This window comes from Eisenbergiella porci, from assembly GCF_009696275.1.
Classification (GTDB): Bacteria; Bacillota; Clostridia; order Lachnospirales; family Lachnospiraceae; genus Eisenbergiella; species Eisenbergiella porci.
This window is the reverse complement of record NZ_VUMI01000020.1, coordinates 1-24,135: the sequence shown is the minus strand read 5'-3', so window position 1 is coordinate 24,135 and position 24,135 is coordinate 1. Positions and strand designations below refer to the sequence as shown.

At 41.5% G+C, this 24,135-nt stretch carries 21 protein-coding genes, 1 pseudogene and 1 other annotated feature; of the genes and pseudogenes, 19 read left to right on the top strand and 3 right to left on the bottom strand.

The features are described 5' to 3' along the window. Positions 1 to 57: 57 nt before the first annotated feature. Positions 58 to 1,464: an amidophosphoribosyltransferase gene (locus FYJ45_RS13325; RefSeq protein WP_117545140.1), complete on the bottom strand. Its 1,407-nt coding sequence runs from the start codon at positions 1,462 to 1,464 to the stop codon at positions 58 to 60. A 265-nt stretch (positions 1,465 to 1,729) separates the two neighbouring features. Continuing rightward, positions 1,730 to 1,979 (top strand) — a binding site (T-box leader). 186 nt (positions 1,980 to 2,165) lie between these two features. Between FYJ45_RS13325 and pheS the strand changes: the two genes are divergently transcribed. The 5 genes from pheS (at position 2,166) to queA (ending at position 8,521) form a co-directional block, all read left to right on the top strand. After that, the gene (pheS, locus tag FYJ45_RS13320; RefSeq protein ID WP_025490170.1) at positions 2,166 to 3,185 is read left to right on the top strand and encodes a phenylalanine--tRNA ligase subunit alpha; all 1,020 of its coding nucleotides are present in this window, start codon (positions 2,166 to 2,168) and stop codon (positions 3,183 to 3,185) included. A 130-nt stretch (positions 3,186 to 3,315) separates the two neighbouring features. After that, a complete protein-coding gene (gene pheT / locus FYJ45_RS13315) occupies positions 3,316 to 5,736 on the top strand; it encodes a phenylalanine--tRNA ligase subunit beta (RefSeq protein WP_154464981.1) in 2,421 nt (806 codons plus the stop codon). 39 nt (positions 5,737 to 5,775) lie between these two features. Further along, positions 5,776 to 6,048, top strand: a complete 273-nt coding sequence (locus tag FYJ45_RS13310; protein ID WP_154464980.1) for a hypothetical protein — start codon at positions 5,776 to 5,778, stop codon at positions 6,046 to 6,048. After that, positions 6,048 to 7,439: an aminopeptidase gene (locus tag FYJ45_RS13305; protein ID WP_154464979.1), complete on the top strand. Its 1,392-nt coding sequence runs from the start codon at positions 6,048 to 6,050 to the stop codon at positions 7,437 to 7,439. Before FYJ45_RS13310 ends, FYJ45_RS13305 begins: the two co-directional genes overlap by 1 nt. 56 nt (positions 7,440 to 7,495) lie before the next feature. Further along, a complete protein-coding gene (queA, locus tag FYJ45_RS13300; RefSeq protein ID WP_154465052.1) occupies positions 7,496 to 8,521 on the top strand; it encodes a tRNA preQ1(34) S-adenosylmethionine ribosyltransferase-isomerase QueA in 1,026 nt (341 codons plus the stop codon). Between the two features lie 264 nt (positions 8,522 to 8,785). Here the strand turns inward: queA and FYJ45_RS13295 are convergent, their stop codons facing one another. Continuing rightward, positions 8,786 to 9,139 carry a helix-turn-helix domain-containing protein gene (locus tag FYJ45_RS13295; protein ID WP_154464978.1) on the bottom strand — a complete coding sequence of 118 codons (354 nt, stop codon included), beginning with the start codon at positions 9,137 to 9,139 and terminating at the stop codon, positions 8,786 to 8,788. 372 nt (positions 9,140 to 9,511) lie between these two features. Here FYJ45_RS13295 and FYJ45_RS13290 point away from each other — a divergent pair, with 372 nt between their 5' ends. The 4 genes from FYJ45_RS13290 to FYJ45_RS13275 all read left to right on the top strand — a co-directional run bounded on the left by FYJ45_RS13290 (position 9,512) and on the right by FYJ45_RS13275 (position 12,894). Then, positions 9,512 to 10,240, top strand: coding sequence for a CpsB/CapC family capsule biosynthesis tyrosine phosphatase (locus FYJ45_RS13290; protein WP_154464977.1), 729 nt, complete (start codon positions 9,512 to 9,514; stop codon positions 10,238 to 10,240). Between the two features lie 72 nt (positions 10,241 to 10,312). After that, complete coding sequence (locus tag FYJ45_RS13285) at positions 10,313 to 11,050, top strand: YveK family protein (RefSeq protein WP_154464976.1); 738 nt, start codon at positions 10,313 to 10,315, stop codon at positions 11,048 to 11,050. A gap of 97 nt (positions 11,051 to 11,147) precedes the next feature. Next, positions 11,148 to 12,125, top strand: coding sequence for a CpsD/CapB family tyrosine-protein kinase (locus FYJ45_RS13280; protein WP_154464975.1), 978 nt, complete (start codon positions 11,148 to 11,150; stop codon positions 12,123 to 12,125). A 16-nt stretch (positions 12,126 to 12,141) separates the two neighbouring features. Continuing rightward, the gene (locus tag FYJ45_RS13275; RefSeq protein ID WP_154464974.1) at positions 12,142 to 12,894 is read left to right on the top strand and encodes a hypothetical protein; all 753 of its coding nucleotides are present in this window, start codon (positions 12,142 to 12,144) and stop codon (positions 12,892 to 12,894) included. Positions 12,895 to 13,119: 225 nt separating this feature from the next. Here the strand turns inward: FYJ45_RS13275 and FYJ45_RS33155 are convergent, their stop codons facing one another. Then, positions 13,120 to 13,506 (bottom strand): transposase, encoded by a 387-nt coding sequence (locus FYJ45_RS33155; RefSeq protein WP_408609497.1) that lies wholly within the window; start codon positions 13,504 to 13,506, stop codon positions 13,120 to 13,122. A gap of 1,081 nt (positions 13,507 to 14,587) precedes the next feature. Here FYJ45_RS33155 and FYJ45_RS30665 point away from each other — a divergent pair. From FYJ45_RS30665 to FYJ45_RS13220, 10 genes and pseudogenes are all read left to right on the top strand, one after another. Beyond that, positions 14,588 to 15,111: pseudogene (locus tag FYJ45_RS30665) on the top strand (DUF1972 domain-containing protein). Positions 15,112 to 15,711: 600 nt separating this feature from the next. Further along, the gene (gene pssD / locus FYJ45_RS13260; RefSeq protein WP_154464973.1) at positions 15,712 to 16,161 is read left to right on the top strand and encodes a PssD/Cps14F family polysaccharide biosynthesis glycosyltransferase; all 450 of its coding nucleotides are present in this window, start codon (positions 15,712 to 15,714) and stop codon (positions 16,159 to 16,161) included. A 17-nt stretch (positions 16,162 to 16,178) separates the two neighbouring features. Continuing rightward, positions 16,179 to 16,679 (top strand): glycosyltransferase, encoded by a 501-nt coding sequence (locus tag FYJ45_RS13255; RefSeq protein ID WP_154464972.1) that lies wholly within the window; start codon positions 16,179 to 16,181, stop codon positions 16,677 to 16,679. A gap of 20 nt (positions 16,680 to 16,699) precedes the next feature. After that, entirely contained in the window at positions 16,700 to 17,413 is a 714-nt protein-coding gene (locus tag FYJ45_RS13250; RefSeq protein ID WP_207708421.1) for a glycosyltransferase family 32 protein, read from the top strand. Between the two features lie 39 nt (positions 17,414 to 17,452). Then, the gene (locus FYJ45_RS13245; RefSeq protein ID WP_154464970.1) at positions 17,453 to 18,391 is read left to right on the top strand and encodes a glycosyltransferase; all 939 of its coding nucleotides are present in this window, start codon (positions 17,453 to 17,455) and stop codon (positions 18,389 to 18,391) included. Between the two features lie 10 nt (positions 18,392 to 18,401). Continuing rightward, a complete protein-coding gene (locus FYJ45_RS13240) occupies positions 18,402 to 19,568 on the top strand; it encodes an O-antigen ligase family protein (protein WP_154464969.1) in 1,167 nt (388 codons plus the stop codon). Positions 19,569 to 19,595: 27 nt separating this feature from the next. Beyond that, complete coding sequence (locus FYJ45_RS13235) at positions 19,596 to 20,690, top strand: polysaccharide pyruvyl transferase family protein (protein WP_195841808.1); 1,095 nt, start codon at positions 19,596 to 19,598, stop codon at positions 20,688 to 20,690. A gap of 27 nt (positions 20,691 to 20,717) precedes the next feature. After that, a complete protein-coding gene (locus FYJ45_RS13230) occupies positions 20,718 to 22,121 on the top strand; it encodes an oligosaccharide flippase family protein (protein ID WP_154464967.1) in 1,404 nt (467 codons plus the stop codon). After that, positions 22,105 to 23,268 (top strand): Coenzyme F420 hydrogenase/dehydrogenase, beta subunit C-terminal domain, encoded by a 1,164-nt coding sequence (locus tag FYJ45_RS13225; protein WP_235930791.1) that lies wholly within the window; start codon positions 22,105 to 22,107, stop codon positions 23,266 to 23,268. The genes FYJ45_RS13230 and FYJ45_RS13225 overlap by 17 nt, the downstream gene beginning before the upstream one ends. Before the next feature lie 57 nt (positions 23,269 to 23,325). Then, entirely contained in the window at positions 23,326 to 23,943 is a 618-nt protein-coding gene (locus FYJ45_RS13220) for a DUF1919 domain-containing protein (protein ID WP_154464966.1), read from the top strand. Positions 23,944 to 24,135: the final 192 nt, after the last annotated feature.

Sequence of the window (24,135 nt, the reverse complement as noted above, 5' to 3'; positions counted from 1 at the left end):
TCCTTTGGGAGGGGGGGACGGCCGGATTCTGGCATTTTGTGGCCTGGGTGAGAAACATTATTCTTTTCCGTCCCAGCAGTAGGTGCATAATTTGCTGCGGTCGATTCCCACGGAGTCGATCATATCGTCCAGACGGTTGTAGCGCAGGGAGGTAAAGTTGAGCTGCTCTCCGATGCGGGATACCATGGCTTGGAATTCAGGGGTCTCAGGATTGGAGTAGGCGTCCAGGTTTACGTATTTATTGTCGCCCTCCATTTCTTTGATGACCCTTCTCGTAATGAGATCCATTTCTGAGGTGGATCGGGAGAAGTTGAGGTATTTGCAGGCATAGAGGAGAGGAGGGCAGGCGGGGCGGATGTGTACCTCTTTTGCGCCGCTTTGGTACAGGAATTCCGTTGTTTCTCTCAGCTGTGTGCCGCGGACGATGGAATCGTCGATGAGAAGCATGCTGCGGTTCTGTATCAGATCGCGGACGGGAATCAGCTTCATTTTGGCAATCAGGTTCCTCTGGCTCTGTATGGTAGGCATGAAGGAACGGGGCCAGGTAGGGGTGTATTTAATAAAGGGCCGGGAGAAGGGGATGCCGGAGGTATTGGAATAACCGATGGCATGCGCGGTTCCGGAGTCCGGTACGCCCGCTACGATATCAGGTGACGCATCGTCTCTTTTGGCCATGGACGCGCCGCAGTTATAGCGCATTTTTTCCACGCTGATTCCTTCGTAGGAGGAGGAAGGGTAGCCATAGTAAACCCAGAGGAAGGTACAGATTTTCATATCCTTGCCCGGCGCTACCAGGGTGCGCATGCCTTCCGGGGTGACAACCACGATTTCTCCGGGTCCCAGTTCGCGTTCGCTGACGTAGCCCAGGTTGAGATAAGCAAAGCTTTCAAAGGAGATGCAGTAAGCATTTTCTTTCTTGCCGATGGCTACGGGAGTACGGCCCATTTTGTCACGCGCGACATAAATGCCCTTGGGGGTCATAAGCAGGATGGTCATGGAACCGTCGATGAGATCCTGGGCATACTGGAGGCCTTCGATGATGTTTTCCTTTTGGTTGATGATAGTTGCAACAAGCTCGGTGGCATTGATGGTGCCGCCGCTCATTTCCAGAAAATGAATGTGCGATGAAAAGAGAAGCTTCGTCAGAATTTCTTCCGTATTGTTGATTTTGCCCACGGTTGCGATGGAATACGTACCGTGATGGGAACGGACGATCAGCGGCTGGGGTTCATAGTCTGATATACTGCCGATTCCCAGATTCCCTTTCATTTCCGTGACTTCTTTGTCAAATTTGGTGCGGAAGGGGGCATTTTCGATATTGTGGATGGAACGATCAAAACCGCGTTCCCGGTCGTATACGGCCATACCGGCCCGTCTTGTTCCCAGATGGGAATGATAGTCTGTGCCGAAAAAAAGATCGAAGACACAGTCTTCCTTTGATGCTACTCCAAAAAATCCACCCATGATGTTCTCCTTAGTATTGGTTTTCTTGACTGTTCGTAACAGCCCGCATTCCAGACTGCTATGGTTCTTCCGATGGCGGGAAGGCACACGTATCGTTTCCTTTCAGCGCCGGCTCCGGTATCGGAAGTATGTAGATGTAATAAAAACTTGGCATTAAAATCATATCATGATGGAAAATAAATGTATATATGCAAAAGTACAGAAAAATTATATTGACTTTTCTGAAAACAGGCAATAGAATAGGTTACAGACATATTCATGAATCAAAAATGCGATGATGGCGCACAAAGAGTTGTATTTTCCCACAGAGAGAGGGAGTCGTCGGCTGGGAGCTTCCTTGGGTTCAGATGCAGCTTGAATTTCACGCCGGAGCTGTCCTTTTGAAGGCCTTCAGGCTTAGGAGGGAACGTGGCGGCACGTTACGCCGGAATGAGAGCCTGCGGTGCACAGGGCGTTAAGCGCCGGATGTGAAGCAGGAATGTGGGTGGTACCGCGGAAATTATTTCGTCCCTGGATTTTTGCCGGGGATTTTTTTGTGTCCAAAATTTCCCGGGGGGTGTCAGGCACAGCGAGCCGCGGCGGCTGCAGGACGGCCGGAGGCCGGACCGCAGGCTGAAGCGTGCTGAAAAGCTGTCAACATTTTTCACATGGAAAAAAATATGCCGGTGTCAGGATTTACGCGCCGGCAGCAGGAGGTTATTATGAAAGACAGATTGGAACAGATCAAGGAAGAGGTCAGAAAGCAGGTGGAAGCTGCCGGAACCCTTGATAAGCTGAACGAGGTAAGGGTAAACGCTCTGGGTAAAAAGGGCGCTCTTACTGAGGTTCTGAAGGGTATGAAGAACGTGGCAGCCGAGGAGCGGCCGAAAATCGGACAGATGGTGAACGATACCAGGACTGAAATCGAAGCCATGCTGGAAGAAACGAAGAAGAAAATGGAATCCGCCATCAGGGAAGCCAAAATGAAGGAAGAAGTCATTGACGTTACCCTTCCGGCCAGGAAAAACCAGGTGGGCCACCGTCATCCCAACACCATTGCCCTGGAAGAGGTGGAAAGAATCTTCGTGGGAATGGGCTATGAGGTAGTGGAAGGCCCTGAAGTGGAAAACGACTATTATAATTTCGAAGCCCTGAATATCCCCAGGAACCATCCCACCAGGGATGAGCAGGATACCTTCTATATTTCAGAGGATATCGTGCTGCGTACCCAGACCTCTCCGGTACAGGTGCGTGAAATGGAAAAAGGGAAGCTGCCCATCCGCATGATCGCTCCGGGACGTGTGTTCCGTTCCGATGAGGTGGACGCGACCCATTCTCCTTCCTTCCATCAGATTGAAGGACTTGTAATTGATAAGAATATTACGTTTGCCGATCTGAAGGGAACGCTTGCTGAGTTTGCCAGGGAGCTGTTCGGAGAGGAGACGAAGGTAAAATTCCGTCCCCATCATTTCCCGTTCACAGAGCCCAGCGCCGAAGTGGATGTGACCTGCTTTAAGTGCGGCGGCAAGGGCTGCCGTTTCTGCAAAGGCTCCGGCTGGATTGAAATCCTCGGCTGCGGTATGGTGCATCCCCGCGTATTGCAGATGAGCGGAATTGATCCCAAGGAATATTCCGGTTTTGCATTCGGCGTAGGCCTGGAGCGTATTGCGCTTCTGAAGTATGAAATTGACGATATGCGTCTGCTTTATGAGAATGACGTCCGTTTCCTGAAGCAGTTCTGATGGAAAAAACGGATAACTGATTTTGTTTCTTCCTATTATAAAGGAGGAATTTTACGGCTGTTTCATTCATGGGAAAGCCGTGTATACTCAGAATGCGGACTGAAGGAAATAAGAAAGGCATGGATACAATATGAATACAACGTTATCATGGATTAAAGCATATGTGCCGGAGCTGTCATGCACGGACCAGGAATACTGCGATGCGATGACAATGAGCGGCACCAAGGTGGAAAGCTATGAAAGGCTTGACAGGAATCTGGAAAAAATCGTAGTTGGCCAGATAAAAAAAATAGAAAAGCATCCTGACGCGGACAAGCTGATCGTTTGCCAGGTAAATATCGGAGCTGAGACCATTCAGATCGTTACAGGCGCTCCCAATGTGAAGGAAGGGGACAAGGTGCCGGTGGTTCTTGACGGCGGTAAGGTGGCCGGCGGACACGACGGCGGCCCGCTCCCCGAGGAAGGCATTTCCATTAAAGCAGGAAAGCTGAGAGGAGTTCCCTCCAACGGTATGATGTGCTCTATTGAAGAACTGGGATCCAGCCGGGATATGTATCCCGAGGCTCCTGAAAACGGCATCTATATTTTCAGCGATGATGTGGAAGTGGGTTCCGATGCAATCGATGCCCTGGGACTGAGGGACACCGTATTCGAATATGAAATCACAAACAACAGAATTGACTGCTTCAGTATTCTGGGAATTGCCAGGGAAGCGGCCGTGACCTTCCATAAGCCCTTCGTCCCTCCGGTGGTTGAGGTGCATGAAAATGGGGAAAATGTCAATGATTATATTAAAGTAGAGGTAAAGGATCCCGATCTGTGCCCCCGCTACTGTGCAAGGGTATGTACCAATATAAAAATCGCCCCTTCGCCCAAGTGGATGCAAAGAAGGCTGGCTGCCAGCGGTATCCGTCCCATCAACAACCTGGTTGATATCACCAACTATGTCATGGAGGAATATGGCCAGCCCATGCATGCCTATGACTTAAGCACCATAGCCGGCGGCCAGATCATTGTACGCCGTGCAAAGGACGGGGACGAGTTCCAGACACTGGATGGCCAGATGAGAAAGCTGGACAGCGAAGTGCTGATGATCTGTGACGCTGAAAAAGAGGTGGGCATCGCCGGTATTATGGGCGGCGAGAATTCCAAAATAACAGACGATGTGAAAACCGTACTGTTCGAAGCCGCGTGCTTCAACGGAACCAATATCCGTAAATCCGCCAAGAGAATCGGCCTGCGCACCGATGCTTCCGGTAAATTTGAAAAAGGACTTGATCCTAACAACTCAGTGGAAGCAATCAACAGGGCCTGCCAGCTGATTCAGGAGCTGGGCTGCGGCGATGTAGCCGGCGGCATCGTGGATGTATGCGCGCCTCTGAAGGAAAGAGTACGCATCGCCTTTGAGCCGGAGCGCATCAACGCGCTGCTGGGGACACAGATTCCGGAAGCGGAAATGCTGGATTACTTCAAAGAGCTGGAATTTGACTATGATACAGAAAAAAAGGAACTGATTATCCCTACTTTCCGTCAGGATATCGAAGGCTTTGCCGATGTGGCGGAGGAAGTGGCGAGATTCCACGGCTATGACAAGATTCCCACCACACTTCCCAGCGGGGAAGCCACCACAGGAAAGCTTTCCTTCAAGCTGCGCATTGAGGAAAAGGCAAGGGATATCGCCGAGTACTGCGGTTTTTCCCAGGGAATGTGTTATTCCTTCGAAAGCCCCAAGGTATTTGACAAGCTGCTGCTGGATCAGGATGATGTGCTGCGCAAAGCGGTAACAATTGCCAACCCGCTGGGAGAGGATTTCTCCGTCATGAGAACCATTTCCTTCAACGGCATCCTCACCTCGCTGGCAACCAATTATAATAGAAGAAACAAGGACGTCAAGCTCTATGAGCTGGGCAATGTATACCTGCCGGAAAGCGTGCCGGTAACCACGCTGCCTGAAGAAAGAATGCAGTTTACGCTGGGCTTCTACGGGGATGGAGACTTCTACACCATGAAGGGCGTCATTGAAGAATTCCTGGAAAGCATCGGCATGAAGGATAAGAAGGAATACGACCCTAAGGCCGGCAAAAACTTCCTTCACCCGGGACGTCAGGCCAACATCATTTACGGCGGTAAGGTTCTGGGCTATCTGGGTGAAGTACATCCGGAGGTACTGGACAACTACGACATCGGGACAAAGGCTTATGTGGCGGTTCTGGATATGCCTGAAATCATTCCTTTTGCAACCTTTGACAGGAAGTATGAAGGAATTGCAAAATACCCGGCGGTTACCCGCGATATCAGCATGGTAGTGCCCAGAGAAATTCTTGTGGGACAGATTGAAGCGGTTATCGCACAGCGCGGCGGAAAGATTCTGGAAAGCTATGCCCTGTTTGATATTTATGAAGGCAGCCAGATCAAGGCAGGCTTCAAATCCGTTGCCTACACACTGACCTTCCGCGCGAAGGACAGGACACTTGAGGATGCCGATGTGAGCGCGGCAATGAAAAAAATTCTCAATGGCCTTCAGGGGCTTGGCATTGAGCTGAGACAGTAGTACAATAATACGGAGAGCACCGAACGGGAGGTGAGAATTATGGATATCGGACCAGTAAATCATGAAGTGGATTTCTGCAAGGTCTATGATATGGAAACCAAGGAAAAGGTAGAAAGAATACTTTTGAAAAACAGCATTTCCTATTTTGTGGAATGGGAAGACAAGGGGGTAGGAGGCTTATTCTTTTTCAAAAAGCCCAGGGAAAAATCCGCCTGTATTTTCCGCATCCACAGTGACGAGGTTTCCAGAGCCAAAGAACTTCTCAAGCCGGTGCTCGGTTCAAAACTAAAAGAAACCGGAGGTAAGGCCTGATGGAAACGAAAAATGTATGGACCAGTTATTCCGAAGAGCAGCTGAAAGAAGCAGATGCTTTTGCCAGAGAATATATGGACTTTCTGGATGCGGGGAAAACTGAAAGAGAGTGCGTGGATACCCTTGTCAACCTGATTGAGAAGGAGGGCTACGTTGAACTGAATACGCTTATGGAAAGCGGCAGGGAAATCAAGCCTGGCGACAAAATCTACGCCGTAAACATGAACAAATGTCTGGTAATGTACCAGATCGGCAAAAAGCCCATAAAGGACGGCATGAACATCCTGGGTGCACATATTGATTCCCCCAGAATCGACGTAAAGCAGAATCCCCTTTATGAGGACAGCAACATTGCCTATCTGGATACCCATTACTACGGCGGCGTGAAGAAATACCAGTGGGTTGCCATCCCGCTTGCCCTCCACGGCGTAGTGGTAAAAAAAGACGGCACCACCGTTGAGGTGAATGTAGGCGACAATGAAGACGATCCTGTATTTTTCATCTCCGATCTGCTGATTCACCTGGCAGGGGAGCAGATGGATAAGAAGGCTTCCAAGGTAATCGAAGGGGAAGCCATGGATCTGATTATCGGAAATATTCCGGTGAAGGATAAAGACAAGGACGCCGTAACTGCAGGCGTGCTCAAGATTTTAAAGGATACTTATGATTTTGAAGAGGAAGATTTCCTTTCCGCAGAGCTGGAAATCGTTCCCGCTGGAAAAGCAAGAGAAGCCGGCCTTGACAGAAGCATGATCCTCGCTTACGGACAGGACGACAGAGTCTGCGCTTATACCTCCGCAAGGGCAGTGCTTGAGGTAGGCGGTACCATTACGGACCGCACCGCATGCTGCATCCTCGTGGATAAGGAAGAAATCGGCAGCGTGGGAGCAACCGGCATGCAGTCCCGTTTCTTTGAAAACATGACCGCAGAGCTGATGGAGCTGATGGGCGAATACAGCGAACTGAACCTGAGAAGATGCCTGACCAATTCCGCCATGCTTTCCTCCGATGTGAGCGCAGGTTATGATCCCGCGTATGCTTCCTGTTTTGAAAAGAAGAATTCCGCTTTCCTTGGAAATGGCATGGTATTCAATAAGTTTACCGGATCCAGAGGAAAATCCGGATCTAACGACGCCAATGCGGAATATGTGGCGCATATCAGAGACATTATGGACAGCTCCGACGTGGTATTCCAGACCGCAGAGCTTGGCAAGGTAGATGTGGGCGGCGGCGGAACCATCGCTTACATCATGGCTTTATACGGCATGAATGTAATTGACTGCGGCGTTGCCGTGCTCAACATGCATGCGCCCTGGGAAGCCACCAGCAAGGCCGATGTATATGAGACCATGAGAGGCTATGTAGCATTCCTGGAAAAAGCCAGCTTTTAACATCCAAAGGCCTGTTGAATGCGGAATAACCGGGGAAGAAGAGTAATATGGAAGAATTGAAAACATCAGATTTTTACTATGAACTTCCGCCGGAGCTCATTGCCCAGGATCCCCTGGAGGACCGTTCGTCCTCCAGGCTCATGGTCCTGGATAAGGAGACCGGCGAAGTCTCTCACCATGTATTTAAGGAAATCGGAAGCTTCCTTGAGCCGGGGGATTGCCTGGTGTTAAATAACACCAAGGTAATACCTGCCAGGCTTATGGGTGTGAGAGAGGAGACCGGAGGAGCCATAGAGGTCCTTCTCCTGAAACGCAGGGAAAATGATATCTGGGAAACGCTGGTCAAGCCGGGTAAAAAAGCCAGGCCGGGAACTAAATTAGTATTTGGGGACGGCCTGCTTCATGCGGAAGTGCTGGAAGTGGTGGAGGAAGGAAACAGGCTCATACAGTTCCACTATGAAGGGATCTGGGAAGAAGTCCTGGACAGGCTGGGGGAAATGCCCCTGCCTCCCTACATCACCCACAAGCTCCAGGACAAGAACCGCTACCAGACCGTTTATGCCAGGTACGAGGGATCGGCGGCTGCGCCCACCGCAGGGCTTCATTTTACACAGGAGCTTTTGAAGGAGCTGGAGGAGAAGGGGATTGATATTGCCTATGTGACCCTTCATGTAGGGCTGGGGACCTTCCGTCCTGTAAAGGTGGAAAACCTGCAGGAGCATCATATGCATTCCGAATACTATCAGGTAACCCGGGAAGCGGCGGATAAGATAAACAGGGCCAAGGCGGCGGGACACAGAGTGGTATGCGTGGGCACCACCAGCTGCCGTACTGTGGAAAGCGCCTGCGACGAAAACGGCCTTCTGCAGGAATGCTGTGATAATACGGAGATTTTCATCTATCCGGGATACCGGTTCAAGGTGCTGGATGTGCTGATTACGAATTTCCATCTGCCGGAATCCACACTGGTAATGCTGGTGTCGGCGCTGGCCGGCCGGGAGCATGTGCTGGCGGCGTATGAAGAGGCGGTGAAGGAAAAGTATCGTTTTTTTTCATTTGGCGATGCTATGCTGATAAAATAGTTGTATAAAATCGGAATCATAACAATGTGTACTGTAAAGTATGCAGTAAGACAAACGGTGTTGGGACAGTATCCCGGCACCGTTTTTTTAGATGTATTTTTTAAGATATGTTTGAAAAAAATCAGATAGGATGATGGGCAGATGCAGATGGGGGTGCTCTGCCTCTTTTTGACTCCCTTACGATGATGACTTACCGGATGAAATGGGTAACTACAAAAGAGTAGTAGAAATAAACAGAATAATTTCAGAAGATTTTAGCTGCTTCTATTTCCGGCAGCTGCTAATGAAAATTTTAATGATTTTGAGAATGGAAGCTCTTTGCTTTTGAGGACATTTATCCAGGATATCCAAAACGGCGACTATCTCGTCTTCGTGCTTTTTCTCCGAGTTTTCACCGTATTCCCTGCCTAAAATGATATAATCCATGGGCATATTGAGCGTATGAGACAATGCCATTAACGTTTCCACCGACATGCCGCAGCTGCCTCGCTCTATATCAGCATAATATTTTGGTACTCTGTCAATTCTTTCTGCCATTTCTTCTTGAGTCATCCCCAGTAAGGTACGTTTTAAACGTAGCCGTTCCCCTGCAGCAAGTCTATTATAGGTCTTAGACATTGCAGTTCTCCTTTCGAACAATTCATAACAGGTTAAATAGTTACGGGGTACCTTTTAGACGATCGCTGCCCAAACAGCCGGATACTCCGCCATCCGGCTATTTTCGGCCAATTTCAGCTATTTCTTACAAATCATCCTTTTTTCGGAACAGTAAAAAATATCCATTTCCTATTATACAGAAATAAAAGTAAAATTGGTGCCTAAAATGTAAAAAAAAGTACCCATAATGGCATTATTTGATGAAATTGGATTTGACAACACATGTTTAAAACGTATATAATATAATAGTTTTAAACGTAGCTTAGTAAATTTCCTGAATCAAGAAGAAAAAATACGAAAGGGAAAAAGCAAATTACAAAATAAGTAACGTATATGGATGGATTTATTGATATACACTCGCACGTTATTCCGTGCGTAGATGACGGCTCCCAATCAATTGAACAGTCGGTGAAAATGCTGGAAATAGCGGCCTCCGAGGGGATTTCGACCATAATAGCAACCCCCCACCAGAAGGCGGACAGAAGGTGTGTAACACCCGAGGGAATTGTGAAACGGACAGAAATCCTGCAGAAAAAAGCGGACGAGCTTAAAATTCCTGTCAAATTATTTCCGGGAAATGAAATTTTTTACCGCCATGGCCTGGCAGAGCTGCTGGAACAGGGGAAGATCCGGACACTGGCGGATTCCCATTATGTGCTGATAGAGTTTTTGCCGGGGGAGGATTATGCGTACATAAGAGATGCGATAGGCAGAGTGGCTTCCTTTGGATACTGGCCGGTGGTGGCCCATGTGGAACGGTATGTGAATGTGATTAAGGATATGGAAAAGGCGGAGCGGCTGAAGGAAGATGCCGGATGTTATTTTCAGGTGAATGCCTCAAGTGTTGTCGGCGACCAGGGTTTTGCGGCGAAGAATGTGGTGAAGAAGCTGCTGAAAGCTGGGCTAGTGGACTTTGTGGGGTCTGATGCACATAGCGATGGGAGCCGGGCGCCGAGACTGAGGAAGTGCGCCGGGTATTTGGAAAAGAAATATGGAGAAACCATGACCAGGAAGCTGATGCGGGAGAATGCGGAGGCTATTCTGGAGGATCGGGTTTTGTAGGGAGTATTCATATTTTTAGTTAATGATATTTGGAACTGAGAACAAAAGAGAAATGTGCGGGAGAAAATGGGAATGGAAGAAAATACGATACGGCAGACAGATGAAATTGAGATTGATTTGTGGGAAATCTGTCTGGTGCTGATACATAACCTGGCTTTGATTGTTTCTGTGGGAATTATGGTGGCGCTGGTGGCTTTTCTGTTTACACAGCTGTTGGTAACGCCTTCTTATGAGTCTACTACGAAAATTTATATCCTGAATAAGCAGGAGAACAGTGCGGTGACCTATTCGGATATTCAGCTGGGGACGCAGCTGACGAAGGACTATGCGGAATTGATTCAGAGCCGGTTCGTTTTAGAGGAAGTAGTGCAGGGGATGGGGCTGGATCTGACGTATGAGCAGATGAAAGGGAAGGTTTCGGTTACGACGCCTACGGATACGCGTATTCTGGCGATTACGGTGAAGGATAAAGACCCGGTGATGGCGATGCAGATGGCCAATGCGGTGAGAGAGGCGGCATCTGTACATATTATGAACGTGATGGATATCCAGGCGGTAAATGTGGCGGAGACTGCCAATATGCCGATGAAGAAGGCCAGCCCCAGCGTTTTGAAGAATACTTTTATTGGCGGTGTGCTGGGAGTATTTCTGATAATTGCTATTGTGCTAGTTCGTTATCTGATGGATGACACGATAAAAACACCGGAGGATGTGGAGAAGTATCTGCAGCTTTCTACGTTAGCGGTAATTCCTTTGAATGAAGGGGAAGCTGACGGGAAGAAGAAAAAGAAGAAAGTGAAAAGAAGTTAGAAAAGGACAGGCAGAAAAGCGGAGCGTGAGGGAAACTTTTCTGCTGTTATCATATAGGTGCTTAAAAACTGAAAGAAAAGGAGAAGGCGGAGAGAGGATGCAGACGGTAAATTTTAATGCGATAGAGAAACTGGATTTTAGGACGAAGGAAAGTTATAAGACGTTAAGGACGAACCTGGAGTTTTCCGGGAGGGACAGGAAGGTGATTTCTGTAACCAGCTGTACACCGAATGAAGGGAAGACGAGTGTGTCTTTTCAGCTGGCGTTGTCGGTTGCGGAAGGCGGGAAGAGAGTTGTTCTTGTGGATGCTGACTTGAGAAAGTCGGTGTTGAAAGGGAGATATAAGACGAATGCTTCCAGGTATGGGCTGTCTCATTATCTGAGTGGGCAGGCTTCGATTGCGGATGTTACGTGTAAGACAAATATTGAGAATTTCTATGTTATTTTCTCCGGGCCGGTGCCGCCGAATCCCAGTGAACTGTTGGGAAATGATGCATTTCGACTGCTACTGGAATATTTAAAGAATGAGTATGATTATGTAATTGTGGATACACCACCGTTGGGAAGTGTCATCGATGGTGCGGTTGCTGCGCAGTTCTGTGACGGAACGGTAGTTGTAATTGAGAGTGGGGCCATCAGCTATAAGTTTGCGCAAAAGGTGAAGGAACAGCTGGAGAAGGTGGACTGCCGGATCCTGGGAGTGATACTGAATAAGGTGAATATGAGCGGCAAGGGGTATTATGGCGCTTATTATGGAAAGTATTACGGGAAATATTATGGGAAATATTATGGTGGAAAAGAGGAAGGCGGACTGCATTCTGCGGTGGTGCAGAAGGGGTTAAAACCAGCGAAGACAGGAACGAAGCAAGAGGAAAGCGGTTCTGGTTCAAAAGTGCATGAAGGTAAGGCGGCAGCAAAGGCAGACGGGAATGTAAAACTGATGGCCGGAGAAGTGGAAAAGGAAGCTGAGAGCCTGTATGAAGAGGATGACATGATACAGCTGGATGTGGACATGGTGCAGCTGGAGGTTGAAGAATTGGAAGAAGATACAGAAGTGACAGAGGCAGGGAAGTAGGTAAAGGAGACGGGAGATGGAAGCAAAAAAGATAGTAGCTGTGGTTGGTGCGATAGATGTGGTACTGCTGGTGGTATGTCTGGTTCTGTATATGGGGAAAGACAGGAAAGGACCGGAAATATTCTTTGATGAAGAGAAGCAGATAGAATATGCGGAGGTGATGGATGAAGCACTGCTGCTCAAAGGAGTGACAGCGGTAGATGAGAAGGATGGAGATGTGAGTGACAGTCTTCTGGTGGAGAAGGTGGCAGGGACAAATGGGAAAGAAGTGATAGTGACCTATGTGGCACGGGATGGGGCTAATAATGTGGGGAAGGCTTCAAGATCTTTTATGGTAGTTGGTAGTGATGATGGAGGAGACATTTTACCTGTTGAAGAAGAAACTTTTGAGACTGGGGATATGCCCGGAACAGAAGGAGCCACAGAAACAGAGACGGAAGGTAACGATGAAAGGAGTTCTGGAGAGGAAGAAGGGCGGGAAGGAAATCAGGAAGAAGGAAATAATGAGGGAGAATCAGAAGGCCCTAATCCGGTATTGGCGTTGAATGCAGATGTGATAGAAACAAAAAAAGGAGTGGCACCAAACTGGAATGAAGTGATAGAGACGATGAGCGATGACAAGGATGATTATAATACGCTTTATAATAATTTGAAGTTGGAAGGACAGGTTAAATTGAATGAAGTGGGAGAGTATCCTGTGACATTATATACGGTTGATACGGATGGAAATAGGTCTGAGATAAGAAATTTGGTTGTGAGAGTTAGTTGAAATATTAAATCTAGGGTTGTGTTTTTGATAAAATTTTTAATATTAGATTTCTAGTGCATAGTACCGCTGATATCTAGTATAACTGCCGACTTTGCAGTTACTAGTATAGAGATTTCAGTTTTTCACGAATATCTCCTGTTTGAAAACGCCATGTGATTTTTGAACTGTTTTCATTGCGTTTCTCCTCCCATAAGGATGGTTCTCTGCGAAGCAATTCCATATTTTCTATACATCTTGATAGACATTAGCGGTCATTACATTCAGGTCTATTTCCGCCATATCAAGCCAACTGCCATATTTTGGTGTGTAGTCTGTATCAAATTGTTTTAGGAGTCTGCGCGCTTCAGAATCCGGATATCGTTTATATACGGAAGCTATCTTATGCATATTCAGGTTGCCTGTCATGAGTGTAATCTTTTTTGCAATGGGATATATAACAACAAGATATTTGATTCCTTCCGCCCAGTCAAATTCGGTCCGGTGTTCCTGTACCGTTACATGGCGCCTGTAACCCAAAGAAGCTATAAAAGTAAAAATATTATACGTGCCATTTCGGTTATATTCGAAAACTATTTTCAGGCGATTACCAGTACGTAAGGAAAGTGGTTCTATGGCCCTTATAGTAATTGGTAAGCTTTCTTATCTATGCAGACAATCGGCATTTCAGGGTCATACGGAAGTTCATAAATGTTCAGAACATGTTGCTATTGCAGCACTGACTAACTATGAAAGCCAAAAGAACTTCTTCGATTCATCCGCTGTGGAGGTTATGATTAAGATAGTCATAGAATACAACCCGAATACGCTCGTGGTCAACAAGTCAATAATTCCGATTAGTTACACTGCAAGTGAGAGAGTAAAGATGGGGAGCATGAATACTATCTTCATCTGGCGTTTTTAAGAGAATCGAAGGCGTCTATGATAATGTCTGTCCTGTAAAATCGGTAGCTTAAAATGACGGTAAAAATCATAGTAAATGAGTTTCTCATAGCCAGAAAAAGGGCTGAAAATCTGCATTTTGGATAGATGGGGAGTGGATAGTGATAACGTTATTAACATGAAATTAGACATAGAACAATATCCATTTAACAGGAAAATCGGGGAGAACCGGTAGTTTTCGGTAGTTATAATGATGGAATCTGGATACAAAGAGGATGTCCGGGGACCGTAATTTTTTGAAAAATCGGTATTTTAGATACATAGGTGGAGAATAGTGCTATCGAAGTGTGAAGCATACATTGGCACTGGTGAAAATACATAAAAAGCAATGGAAAATAAGTCTGAAAAGCCTTATAAATCAAGGGTTTTAGAGGATTGCAGAAGATTACATATTGAAAATTACTGATTGCTTTATATGAAAGCTTGTATCCAAATTACTTTATTATGGAGAAGATTAATGCTTTGGATGACATGCGGAGAGAATAGTATTGCAAAAAGTAGGGATGTCTACCGGATATAGTTTAGTTGGGGATTTAAGGGTTGTGGAGATAGATGAATCAGGTGTGGAGATACGGCCGTGGAAATAAAACTGGTTGGCTGTGTAGAAGCAGAAACCTATAGAATAATTGCCACTGAACTTATTGGAAAGACCTGAGATTGATATTAGTGAGAGTGATTAATATATAAGAACATAAATAAATATAAACAGATCTGAGTTTATAAAAGAATTAAGGGGAAAAAGGAAATGTAGCACGTGTTTATAGTTGGTTCCAAGTCACTTGGAGCTTACGGTGGGGATGAGACGTTTATTTATAAGCCGGCGGAATATCATCAGAATAATGAGAAAATCAAATATCAGGTAGCTTTTAAAGCAAACGGTGATGGCTGCATGGATGAAAGTAAACTATCCAGAGTAGAGCGAATAAGCGACGCAGAGTTTGAATTTTAGAATGCACACTGTTTCAAAATTAAGATTCCAAACATTGGATCGGCAGTGGCAATCTACTACGATTTGGCGGTAATAAAATATTGTTGCGAATACGTTGAAAAGAATAGGATTAAAAATCCAATCGTATATATACTGGCTTGCCATTTCGGACCGTTCATGGGGCATTTTTATAAGAAGATACATAGCCTGGGGAGAAGGTGTACTTAAATCCTGATGGACATGAATGGATGAGAGCCAAATTCGGAACCAGTAGAAAGTATTGGAAGATTTCTGAGCAGATAATGGTAAAACACAGTGCTCTTGTTATATGTGATTCTGTAAATATCTAGAAGTATATCTATGAATGTTATGACGGTAAAGGTATCAAAGGAAGCAATCCGAAGACCACGTTTATTGTGTATGGTGAGGATTTGACTCCGAGTACATTAGCGGATGACGAAGTTAAATTGATGGATTGGTAGAATGAGAAAGGTATCTCAAAGAAGAATTATTTGGATGTGGCATAATAGGAACAAGGAGATATTCAGGGGTGAAAGGATCCTCTCCAAGTTCATATTTCCTTACCTGAAAAATGAACGAAAAGCCCGTAAATACGGGACTTTTGACCGACATAAGGAGGGTAAGCATGCCGCAGCGGATAGAGAGAATCTACACGCTGTTTGTCGTGGTTGAGAGAAGAAAAAGTTTTAAAATCGATTTTGAGGATGGTTTTGGATAGGGTTTAAAGAAATAAAGCTAGGGGTTAAAGGATATGTGGTGTGGTGTGAATAGAAAGACAGCAGATTAATTTGAGCCTATGGTGGGAGAACTGCTATAGGCTTTTTGAAGTAGATGACTGGATTTGAAAGTTATTAGTATTCGAAGTATTAAAAGGTTGTTTATGTAGACTTTTTTTGAGATATATGTTGAGATGAAAGAGGTAGGGTATTATGAAAGTTTGTTTAGTTGGATCAAGTGGTGGACATTTGACTCATTTGTATATGTTAAAACCGTTCTGGGAAAACAAAGAAAGATTCTGGGTTACTTTCGATAAAGAGGATGCTCGTAGTTTGCTTGAGGGGGAAAAAATGTATCCGTGCTATTTTCCGACAAATAGAAACATTAAGAATCTTATTCGTAATACCTTTGTTGCATTGAAAGTTCTAAAAAAAGAAAAACCAGATGTTATTATTTCATCAGGTGCTGCTGTAGCGGTTCCATTTTTCTATTTGGGTAAACTGTTTGGTGCAAAGTTGATCTACATTGAGGTATTCGACCGTATAGATAAATCTACAATGACCGGAAAGATAGTTTATCCGATAGTCGATAAGTTTATTGTTCAGTGGGATGAGCAGAAAAAAGTATATCCTAAAGCTGTAAATTTAGGAAGTATCTTTTAAGCGAGAGGGATAAGAAGATGATATTTGTTACAGTAGGTACTCATGAGCAACCTTTTAATCGCTTGATTGAGTATATTGATAATTTGAAAAGAGACGGCATTATTTCAGAAGAAGTAATTATGCAGACAGGATTTAGTACATATGAACCGAAATACTGTAAATGGAGTAGACTGATTCCATATAGGGAAATGGTAAAAAACATTGCTGAAGCGAGAATTGTAATCACGCATGGAGGACCGGCTAGCTTTATTATGACACTTCAGATTGGAAAAACACCTATTGTAGTACCAAGACAGAAGCAGTTTAATGAGCATGTAAATGATCATCAGTTAGACTTTGCAAAAGCTGTTGCAGATAGAATGGGAACCATTATACCTGTAGTGCAAACAAATGATTTAAAAGATGTTATTATTAACTATGACGAGATTGTTGCTCAAATGCCATCTGGAATGAAGAGTAACAATAAAGTGTTTAATGATAGTTTGGAAAAACTGGTGACAGAATTAATAAGAAAATGAAACAATGCGGAGAGAAAACTATGATTCCTAAAATTATCCATTATTGTTGGTTTGGTGAAAAGCATTTACCTCCAGAAGCAGTTAAATGTATTGAGAGCTGGAAAAAGTATTGTCCAGACTATAAAATAATTCAATGGAATGAGAGTAACTATAATCTTAAAAAAAATGAATATGTCAACGCTGCTTATCAAAGTAAAAAGTGGGCGTTTTTAACTGATTATGTAAGATTAGATGTAATTTATGAATATGGTGGGATATATCTCGATACTGATGTTGAACTTATTAAGTCATTAGATAGCCTATTACAATATCAGGCATATATGGGGATGGAACAGCCAGGACGTGTGGCAACAGGCTTAGGGTTCGGAGCCGTTAAAGGTCATGCATTTGTTTTAGAAAATAAAGAGGCTTATGAAAAAAAAGATGCGATAAATGAAGATGGTTCTATTAAGCTAACTACATGTGTGACAATTACTACGGATTTACTGAAAAAATATGGTTTATGTGTTAATTCAGCTGTTCAAAAAGTTTGTGATGTAACTATATTCCCCCCAGAGTATTTTTGTCCAATAGTTATGGGAACTAGAAAAATAAGATCTACTTCCAATACGTATTCGATTCATCATTATGCATCAAGTTGGAAAGCTGAAAATAAAATGGTTAGGGAATTGAAATATAGATTAATCCCATTAAAGCAATTTATACGTAAATATATTTTGCATAATTTTAGGTAGGAGTATGGGTTACAATCTGACAAGGAAGGAAAAATGTAAATGCTATTATCGATCATAGTGCCAATATATAATGTTGAAAGTTATCTGAAAAGGTGTATAGAAAGTGTATTAAATCAAGAGATGAATGACTATGAGTTGATTTTGATAGATGATTTCTCATCAGATACATCATTAAAAATTGCAAAACAATATCAACATCTAAGCAAAGTAAAAGTTATCGAAAAGAAAAAAAACTCAGGTTTATCGGATACTAGAAATATTGGTTTGAATGAAGCCAAGGGAAGTTATGTTCTGTTTTTAGATTCGGATGATTATATTGATGATGATTCGTTACAAATGATTCAAAATATGATTTTCGACCAGAATTTCCCTGACATAATCTATTTTGGATTCTATGAAGAAAATGAAAATAAAGCTGAAAAGAAATTTGGATATAAAAGTGTTCATAATTACTTGTATAGCGGTTTTGGATTTGCAAAGAGTGAGTTAGGGCAAAGAAACTTATATGCGGCCGCTTGTTTTGGTATTTATAAACGGGAGTTTCTAATTATAAATAAATTGTTTTTCAAAGTGGGTATATATCACGAAGATGAACTTTGGACACCTCAAGTTGTTTTAAAAGCACATACGATCTATACATCTGAATATGCTTATTATCATTATGTAAGAAGGAAAAATTCTATAACGAGAAAAGTGGACAAATCGCAAAATGGAATTGATCTTATTAATAGTTGTAAAGAATTGGATGAGGTATTGAATTCGATTGAAGATGAGCAGTTATATAGACTAATGGATAATCATATTGCAATGCTTTATATGAAAGCGATGAGTGAAGGAAAATTATATCAAAAAGATAAAAGAAAATATATTGATAGATTTTATCCTCTAAAGAAGACTTGTTTCTATAAAGATAAGGCAAAAGCAGTATTATTTGCTGTGAGTTTGAGATTATACTTTGTGGCAAATAACATAAAGTAAAGGATGTAATATGAGTAGATATAAAATAAGCATTTATAGCATAATTTCATATGCGTTGTTTTTTGCAGTTTTCAAGCCATATTTTTTGCCGGATGCCCTAAGACAAACATTGAAAATATTGATATTAGCGGGAACATTCTTATTTCTGTTATTTAATAGTAATAAAAAAATGCTACTCAATTGTTCTTTAATGTTTTGCTCATGCGTAATATTGTCGGGGGTAGTAGCAGGCATTCAAGGAAATTATGGTTTTAGAGATATTTTAGATTCATTATTATATGCACTAACTTTTTATGACTTGTACACTTTTTCTGCTCTTTGTAAACGAAAGGATTATTCGGATAGATTAATTGACTGTATGTATAGTATGAATTTAATTTACTGTATATTAACAGTAATTTCGGTTGCGATGGTGGGGGTAGAAAATAACAGTAATAATGTTGCATACCTCTTTGGAAATAAATTTACATCTGCATATTTGTTTATCCTCTTAATCGCATTATATGGAGCTTCTCACGATATGAATAATAAGAGAAATGAAATAACTTTATTAATGATATTCGTTTTTTCAATTTTATTTTCTTTTTATATAGGATGCGCAACAGCAACAGTTACGCTTGTAGTTTTGTTTGCCATTTATTGGATGCCAGAAAAAATTAAGCAGCAAGCAATAAAAGAAAGGTATGTTGTAATTGCCTTAATATTGTCTGCATTGGTGGTTATTTGGATTGAGGCAATTTTAAAAAATGATTTCATAAATAGACTTATAACAGAGTATTTTGGTAAATCCTATACTGTAACGGGACGCTTAGAAATTTATGGAAGCTATTTAGCAAAAGTTATTATGGGAAGTTTTTGGGTTGGATATGGATATAGTAATTCCATTATGATGAATCTTACTGGTGTATATGCTAATGTACAGAATGGCCTGTTAGAAATGTTTGTTAGTTTTGGCTTTTTAGGCGTTGTTGTGTTGGTATTTACAGTTTATTATTGTTTTAAACATAGCGAAAAAGGAAGCAGAACATTCTATTTGTCTCTTGTGATTTATGGAATGATAATAGCAGCTATTTTTGAGGTGTCATTAAATTGGTTTTTCTTGTTAGGATTGTGCATAATCAGATGGAATTCAAATAATGATGGTTTTAAATTTAGAAGAATTAAAATAAAAATTTAATAAATGGGAGATATATGGAGGAAGAATATGAAAATAGGTATTTTGTCTATGCAGAAAGTTGACAACTATGGTTCCGTGCTACAGGCATATTCGTTAAAAAAAATGATTGAGACTCTTGGACATCAAGTTGAGTTTATTGATATTAAAAGAGGTGAAGATGAAAATTTAAATGCTCAGTGCAAAAAATTGTCTTCTTATAGTGCAGATAAAGATAAAAGCTGGGTGGCTTGCCAAATGTTAAGGGTAATAAATAAACTTTCTAATATAGAGGCAGAACGAATATATGATAAATTCAGATTAAATGAATTGCATATAAAGAGAAATACAAATAATTCCATCTATGATGTTTGTACTATCGGTAGTGATGAAGTATTTAATTGTTTACAATCTTCAAAATGGGGGTTTGATTCACAGTTGTTTGGAAATGTTAAAAATGCTAAAAGAGTAATTACATATGCAGCATGCTGTGGTTCTACAAAAGAAGAAGATTTATCAGAGGAATTGAGGCAAGCTATTATTACGGCAATGTCAAATCTAGATGCAATATCTGTACGTGATGAAAACACTGAAAAGTTTGTGAGGACCTTGATTGGAAGAGAATCCGTTTATAATTTGGATCCAGTTGCGGTTGGAGACTTTTCAGCAGAGATTCAAAGTAGCAATGTGAATGGTAAATTGCCTAAACGTTATTGTATTGTTTATTCCTATCAGGAACGAATTTCAGATAAAGAAACAATAAGTGCAATTAGAAATTACTGTAAAAAATATAATCTTGTACCGATTGCGCCTTTTGGAAGGCAGAAATGGATAAAAGCACAAAAAATGCTTGCTCCATTTGAATTGTTAAAAGCATTCATGAATGCGGAATGTATCATTACTGATACGTTTCATGGAACTATATTTGGTGCTAAGTTTGGTAAAAAAATGGCAGTGATTATTAAAGACAGTAATAGAAATAAGCTGGAAGATTTAATCGATAGATTAGGAATTGAAGAACATGTTGTTACAGACATTGATGAACTTGAAAATATACTGAGTGTCGAACTTGACAGGGATAGAATTGATAAGGTACTTGAAAATGCAAGGAAAAATACATTCCAATATTTGGAAGAGAATCTCTAATGCATGTATGAGCGGAAGTGAAGACGAATGGGAAACAACCGGAATAAATACTTAATAAAAAATACGTTATTATTTACATTAGGAAATTTAGGATCAAAATTGATAACATTTTTCTTGATTCCTTTATATACTAATACGCTGAGTACAACTCAGTATGGAACGATTGATTTGGTTGCAACAGTCAGTACTGTTGCAATACCGATTCTTACGATTAATATTTGTGAATCTGTTATGCGTTTTGCGTTAGATAAAGATGCAGATCAAAAACAAATAACACAAATTGGGACATATATCTTCTTGTGTGCATGTTTGTTTGGCTTACTCATCATTCCCATATGTACCTTATTTAATCAGATTTCATCATATGCTGGATTGACATATTTTTATGTGATTTCATTAGCTGCAAGTCAGCTTTATTTATGCGATTTGAGAGGTAAAGAGTTACTACTCTATTACTCGATAGGAAATGTGCTGCATACTTTGCTTATAGCGGTGTTCAATATTATGTTCCTACTTATTTTCAAGATGGAGATAAAAGGATACTTACTGGCATTCATAATTGCCAATCTGATTATTTCATTGTATGCACTGATTGTAGGAAAGGGATATAAGAGTTTTACGCTACAGAGAATCAATAAGAAACTCCTCGTTAGTATGTCGAAATATTCAATAGTATTGATACCAAATTCGTTTATGTGGTGGATTATGAATTCCTCTGACCGCATTATGGTTTCAAGCATGGTGGGGATTGCAGCCAATGGTATATATGCAGTTTCGTATAAAATACCGACACTTGTTTCCACATTAACATCAATTTTTAATCAGGCATGGAGTTATTCTGCCATTAGGGAAGATGGAGCATGCGATGAAGAACTATATAATAATCGTATTTTTAAAATGCTTATAGGAATTGTTATGCTGATTGGAATTGGTATATTAACGTTTGTGAAACCATTTTTAAGTATATATGTTTCCGAGGAGTTCTTTTCTGCGTGGAAATATACCCCATTCCTTATAATTGGGTATGTTTATCTGACATTGGGATCATTTATGGCAACTAGCTATACTGTTCATAAAGATAGTTTTGGGTATTTATTTTCTGGGATGTTTGGCGCGGTTTTTAATATTGTGTTAAACTTTGCGCTAATTCCTTTAATTGATGTATATGGTGCAGCTATAGCAACTTGTATAAGCTTTTTCTTAGTGTTTATATTCAGATTAATTCATACAAGAAAATATATTAAATACAAAATAGGAAATATTGAGTTTATCTCTGGAAGCATTATTTTGATTTTGTCTTCAGCTGTCATTTATTTAAATAACGATATTGGATTTGTAATTCAAGTTCTTCTTTTAGGAGTGGCTGTTTGTTTCTTAGGTAAACCGTGGCTACCGATGTTGAAGAAGATTATTGATGTTAAAAGGAAGTGATCAAGTTATGAAAACTGTATGTAAAAAAGACCAATGTGCAGGCTGTATGGCATGTGTTGATATATGTTCGAAGAAAGCTATTCAGGTAGTAGATTCCATAGTAGCATACAATGCTATCATAGATGAAAATAAGTGCATTAACTGTGACGCTTGTCAAAAAATATGTCAGGAAAATAAACCGCCAGTTCAACTAAAACCTATAGATTGGAAAGAGGGGTGGGCTAATGAACAGGAAATCAGGGAAAAAGCCTCATCCGGAGGGGTGGCAACTGCAATAGAATTAGCTTTTGTAAATTACGGTGGGACTGTCTGTAGTTGTTCTTTGGAGAATGGGGATTTCTGTTTTTCTTTTGCACAGACTAAAAAGGAAGTGGAAAAATTTACCGGTTCAAAATATGTGAAAAGTAATCCTACAGGTATTTATAGGAAAATACTGGATAAACTAAAAAAAGGCGAAAAGGTATTGTTTGTAGGATTGCCTTGCCAAGTGGCTGCTGTAAAGAATTTTGTGGGTAATAGAGAAAATTTATATACGATAGATTTAATTTGTCATGGTACACCTTCGCCAAAGATACTTGAACGTTTTTTAAATGATTATCAGTTAAAGCTTGATAATGCCCGAAATATAAAATACCGTGTAAAGTCCAAGTTTTACTTGGAAAGTGATCAAAAACGTTTTACAGTGCCGACGGTTGTAGATAACTATCTAATGACATTTTTGGATTCAGCATCATATACTGAAAATTGTTATGAATGTAAATACGCCAAACCAGAACGTGTTAGTGATATTACATTAGGTGATTCTTGGGGAAGTGAACTGGCGGAGGATATTCAAAGTAAAGGAGTTTCATTGATACTTTGTCAAAACGAGAAAGGAAAAGCACTTTTAGAGCAAACAGATTTGCATCTTTTGGATGTTGACTTGGAGCGAGCTATAAAATGGAACCACCAGCTACGTCGCCCATCAGTAAAACCGAAGCAGCGTAATAAATTGCTAAAGGCAATAAGTAGCGGAAAAAAATTTAAAAGATGCATATGGATTAGTTACCCTAAGAGATGCACAAAAAATCTGATAAAGACAATTTTATATAAGACGAAAATAATGCGGGGGGGGGCAAGTAAAATATTGCACAGTTTATATAGATAAAAAATAGCAAGATCGTTGATTGTTATATTACACACATAAAGTTCGAGGTCATCGGGTATGAATATAAAAAAGATATACAGAGAGATATTGCGTTTACCAACTAATTGGAGTATGAGAAAAAAATTAAATAACAGAACAGCATCAATTATTGCTTCAAACTGTGTGGGGGGGGGGGTAATAAGTCACGAGCTTGGTATTAGATTCAACTCACCGACAGTAAACTTGTGTATGAAACCGGGAGACTATTTAAAATTTCTTTCAAATTTAGATTTTTATTTGGCACAGAATTTTATAGAGTGTCATATAGATGGAGTTTCATACCCAGTAGGAAAATTAGTGGATATATATGTTTACTTTGTACACTATGATACTTTTGAGGAAGCAATATTAAAATGGAGAGAAAGGTGTGCACGAATAGATAAGAAAAATTTATTTGTCATGATGGTACAGAGAGATGGATGTACGGAGGATGATATAAGGGCATTCTCAAAATTGCCCTATAAAAATAAGGTTATTTTCACTGCCAAGGAAGTGAAAGAATGCCCCTATGCTTATTATATTCCAGGCACTACAAGCAAAAATGGTGATGTAATTAATTTGTGCGATTATCAAGGGAAATTTACTGGAAAGCGTTGGATTGATGAATTTGATTATGTGAGTTTTTTGAATGGATAAAGTGAAATGAATTATAATGAGAAGATTCTTGACCGAGGGGGCGGTAAAAGATAATGGATGAAAAGTGTTTATTCCGGTGAGATTGTACCCATGTTCCGGAGGAACGGATACCACTGTTCCGGAGGAACGATACCGTCAGTCCGGAACAGGATACCGTAAGTTATCAGTTACTTAATGCGAGTTTACTCGCTT

What these genes read in the sequence shown, in the direction of transcription:
- FYJ45_RS13290 (WP_154464977.1), top strand. Translation starts at nt 9,512, where the DNA reads ATGGATGGATTTATTGATATACACTCGCACGTTATTCCGTGCGTAGAT.
- FYJ45_RS13255 (WP_154464972.1), top strand. Translation starts at nt 16,179, where the DNA reads ATGATATTTGTTACAGTAGGTACTCATGAGCAACCTTTTAATCGCTTG.
- pheT (WP_154464981.1), top strand. Translation starts at nt 3,316, where the DNA reads ATGAATACAACGTTATCATGGATTAAAGCATATGTGCCGGAGCTGTCA.
- FYJ45_RS13240 (WP_154464969.1), top strand. Translation starts at nt 18,402, where the DNA reads ATGAGTAGATATAAAATAAGCATTTATAGCATAATTTCATATGCGTTG.
- FYJ45_RS13230 (WP_154464967.1), top strand. Translation starts at nt 20,718, where the DNA reads ATGGGAAACAACCGGAATAAATACTTAATAAAAAATACGTTATTATTT.
- pssD (WP_154464973.1), top strand. Translation starts at nt 15,712, where the DNA reads ATGAAAGTTTGTTTAGTTGGATCAAGTGGTGGACATTTGACTCATTTG.
- FYJ45_RS13220 (WP_154464966.1), top strand. Translation starts at nt 23,326, where the DNA reads ATGAATATAAAAAAGATATACAGAGAGATATTGCGTTTACCAACTAAT.
- FYJ45_RS13235 (WP_195841808.1), top strand. Translation starts at nt 19,596, where the DNA reads ATGAAAATAGGTATTTTGTCTATGCAGAAAGTTGACAACTATGGTTCC.
- FYJ45_RS13250 (WP_207708421.1), top strand. Translation starts at nt 16,700, where the DNA reads ATGATTCCTAAAATTATCCATTATTGTTGGTTTGGTGAAAAGCATTTA.
- FYJ45_RS13275 (WP_154464974.1), top strand. Translation starts at nt 12,142, where the DNA reads ATGGAAGCAAAAAAGATAGTAGCTGTGGTTGGTGCGATAGATGTGGTA.
- FYJ45_RS13305 (WP_154464979.1), top strand. Translation starts at nt 6,048, where the DNA reads ATGGAAACGAAAAATGTATGGACCAGTTATTCCGAAGAGCAGCTGAAA.
- FYJ45_RS13245 (WP_154464970.1), top strand. Translation starts at nt 17,453, where the DNA reads ATGCTATTATCGATCATAGTGCCAATATATAATGTTGAAAGTTATCTG.
- FYJ45_RS13285 (WP_154464976.1), top strand. Translation starts at nt 10,313, where the DNA reads ATGGAAGAAAATACGATACGGCAGACAGATGAAATTGAGATTGATTTG.
- FYJ45_RS13225 (WP_235930791.1), top strand. Translation starts at nt 22,105, where the DNA reads ATGTTAAAAGGAAGTGATCAAGTTATGAAAACTGTATGTAAAAAAGAC.
- FYJ45_RS13280 (WP_154464975.1), top strand. Translation starts at nt 11,148, where the DNA reads ATGCAGACGGTAAATTTTAATGCGATAGAGAAACTGGATTTTAGGACG.
- FYJ45_RS13310 (WP_154464980.1), top strand. Translation starts at nt 5,776, where the DNA reads ATGGATATCGGACCAGTAAATCATGAAGTGGATTTCTGCAAGGTCTAT.
- pheS (WP_025490170.1), top strand. Translation starts at nt 2,166, where the DNA reads ATGAAAGACAGATTGGAACAGATCAAGGAAGAGGTCAGAAAGCAGGTG.
- FYJ45_RS13325 (WP_117545140.1), bottom strand. Translation starts at nt 1,464, where the DNA reads ATGGGTGGATTTTTTGGAGTAGCATCAAAGGAAGACTGTGTCTTCGAT.
- FYJ45_RS13295 (WP_154464978.1), bottom strand. Translation starts at nt 9,139, where the DNA reads ATGTCTAAGACCTATAATAGACTTGCTGCAGGGGAACGGCTACGTTTA.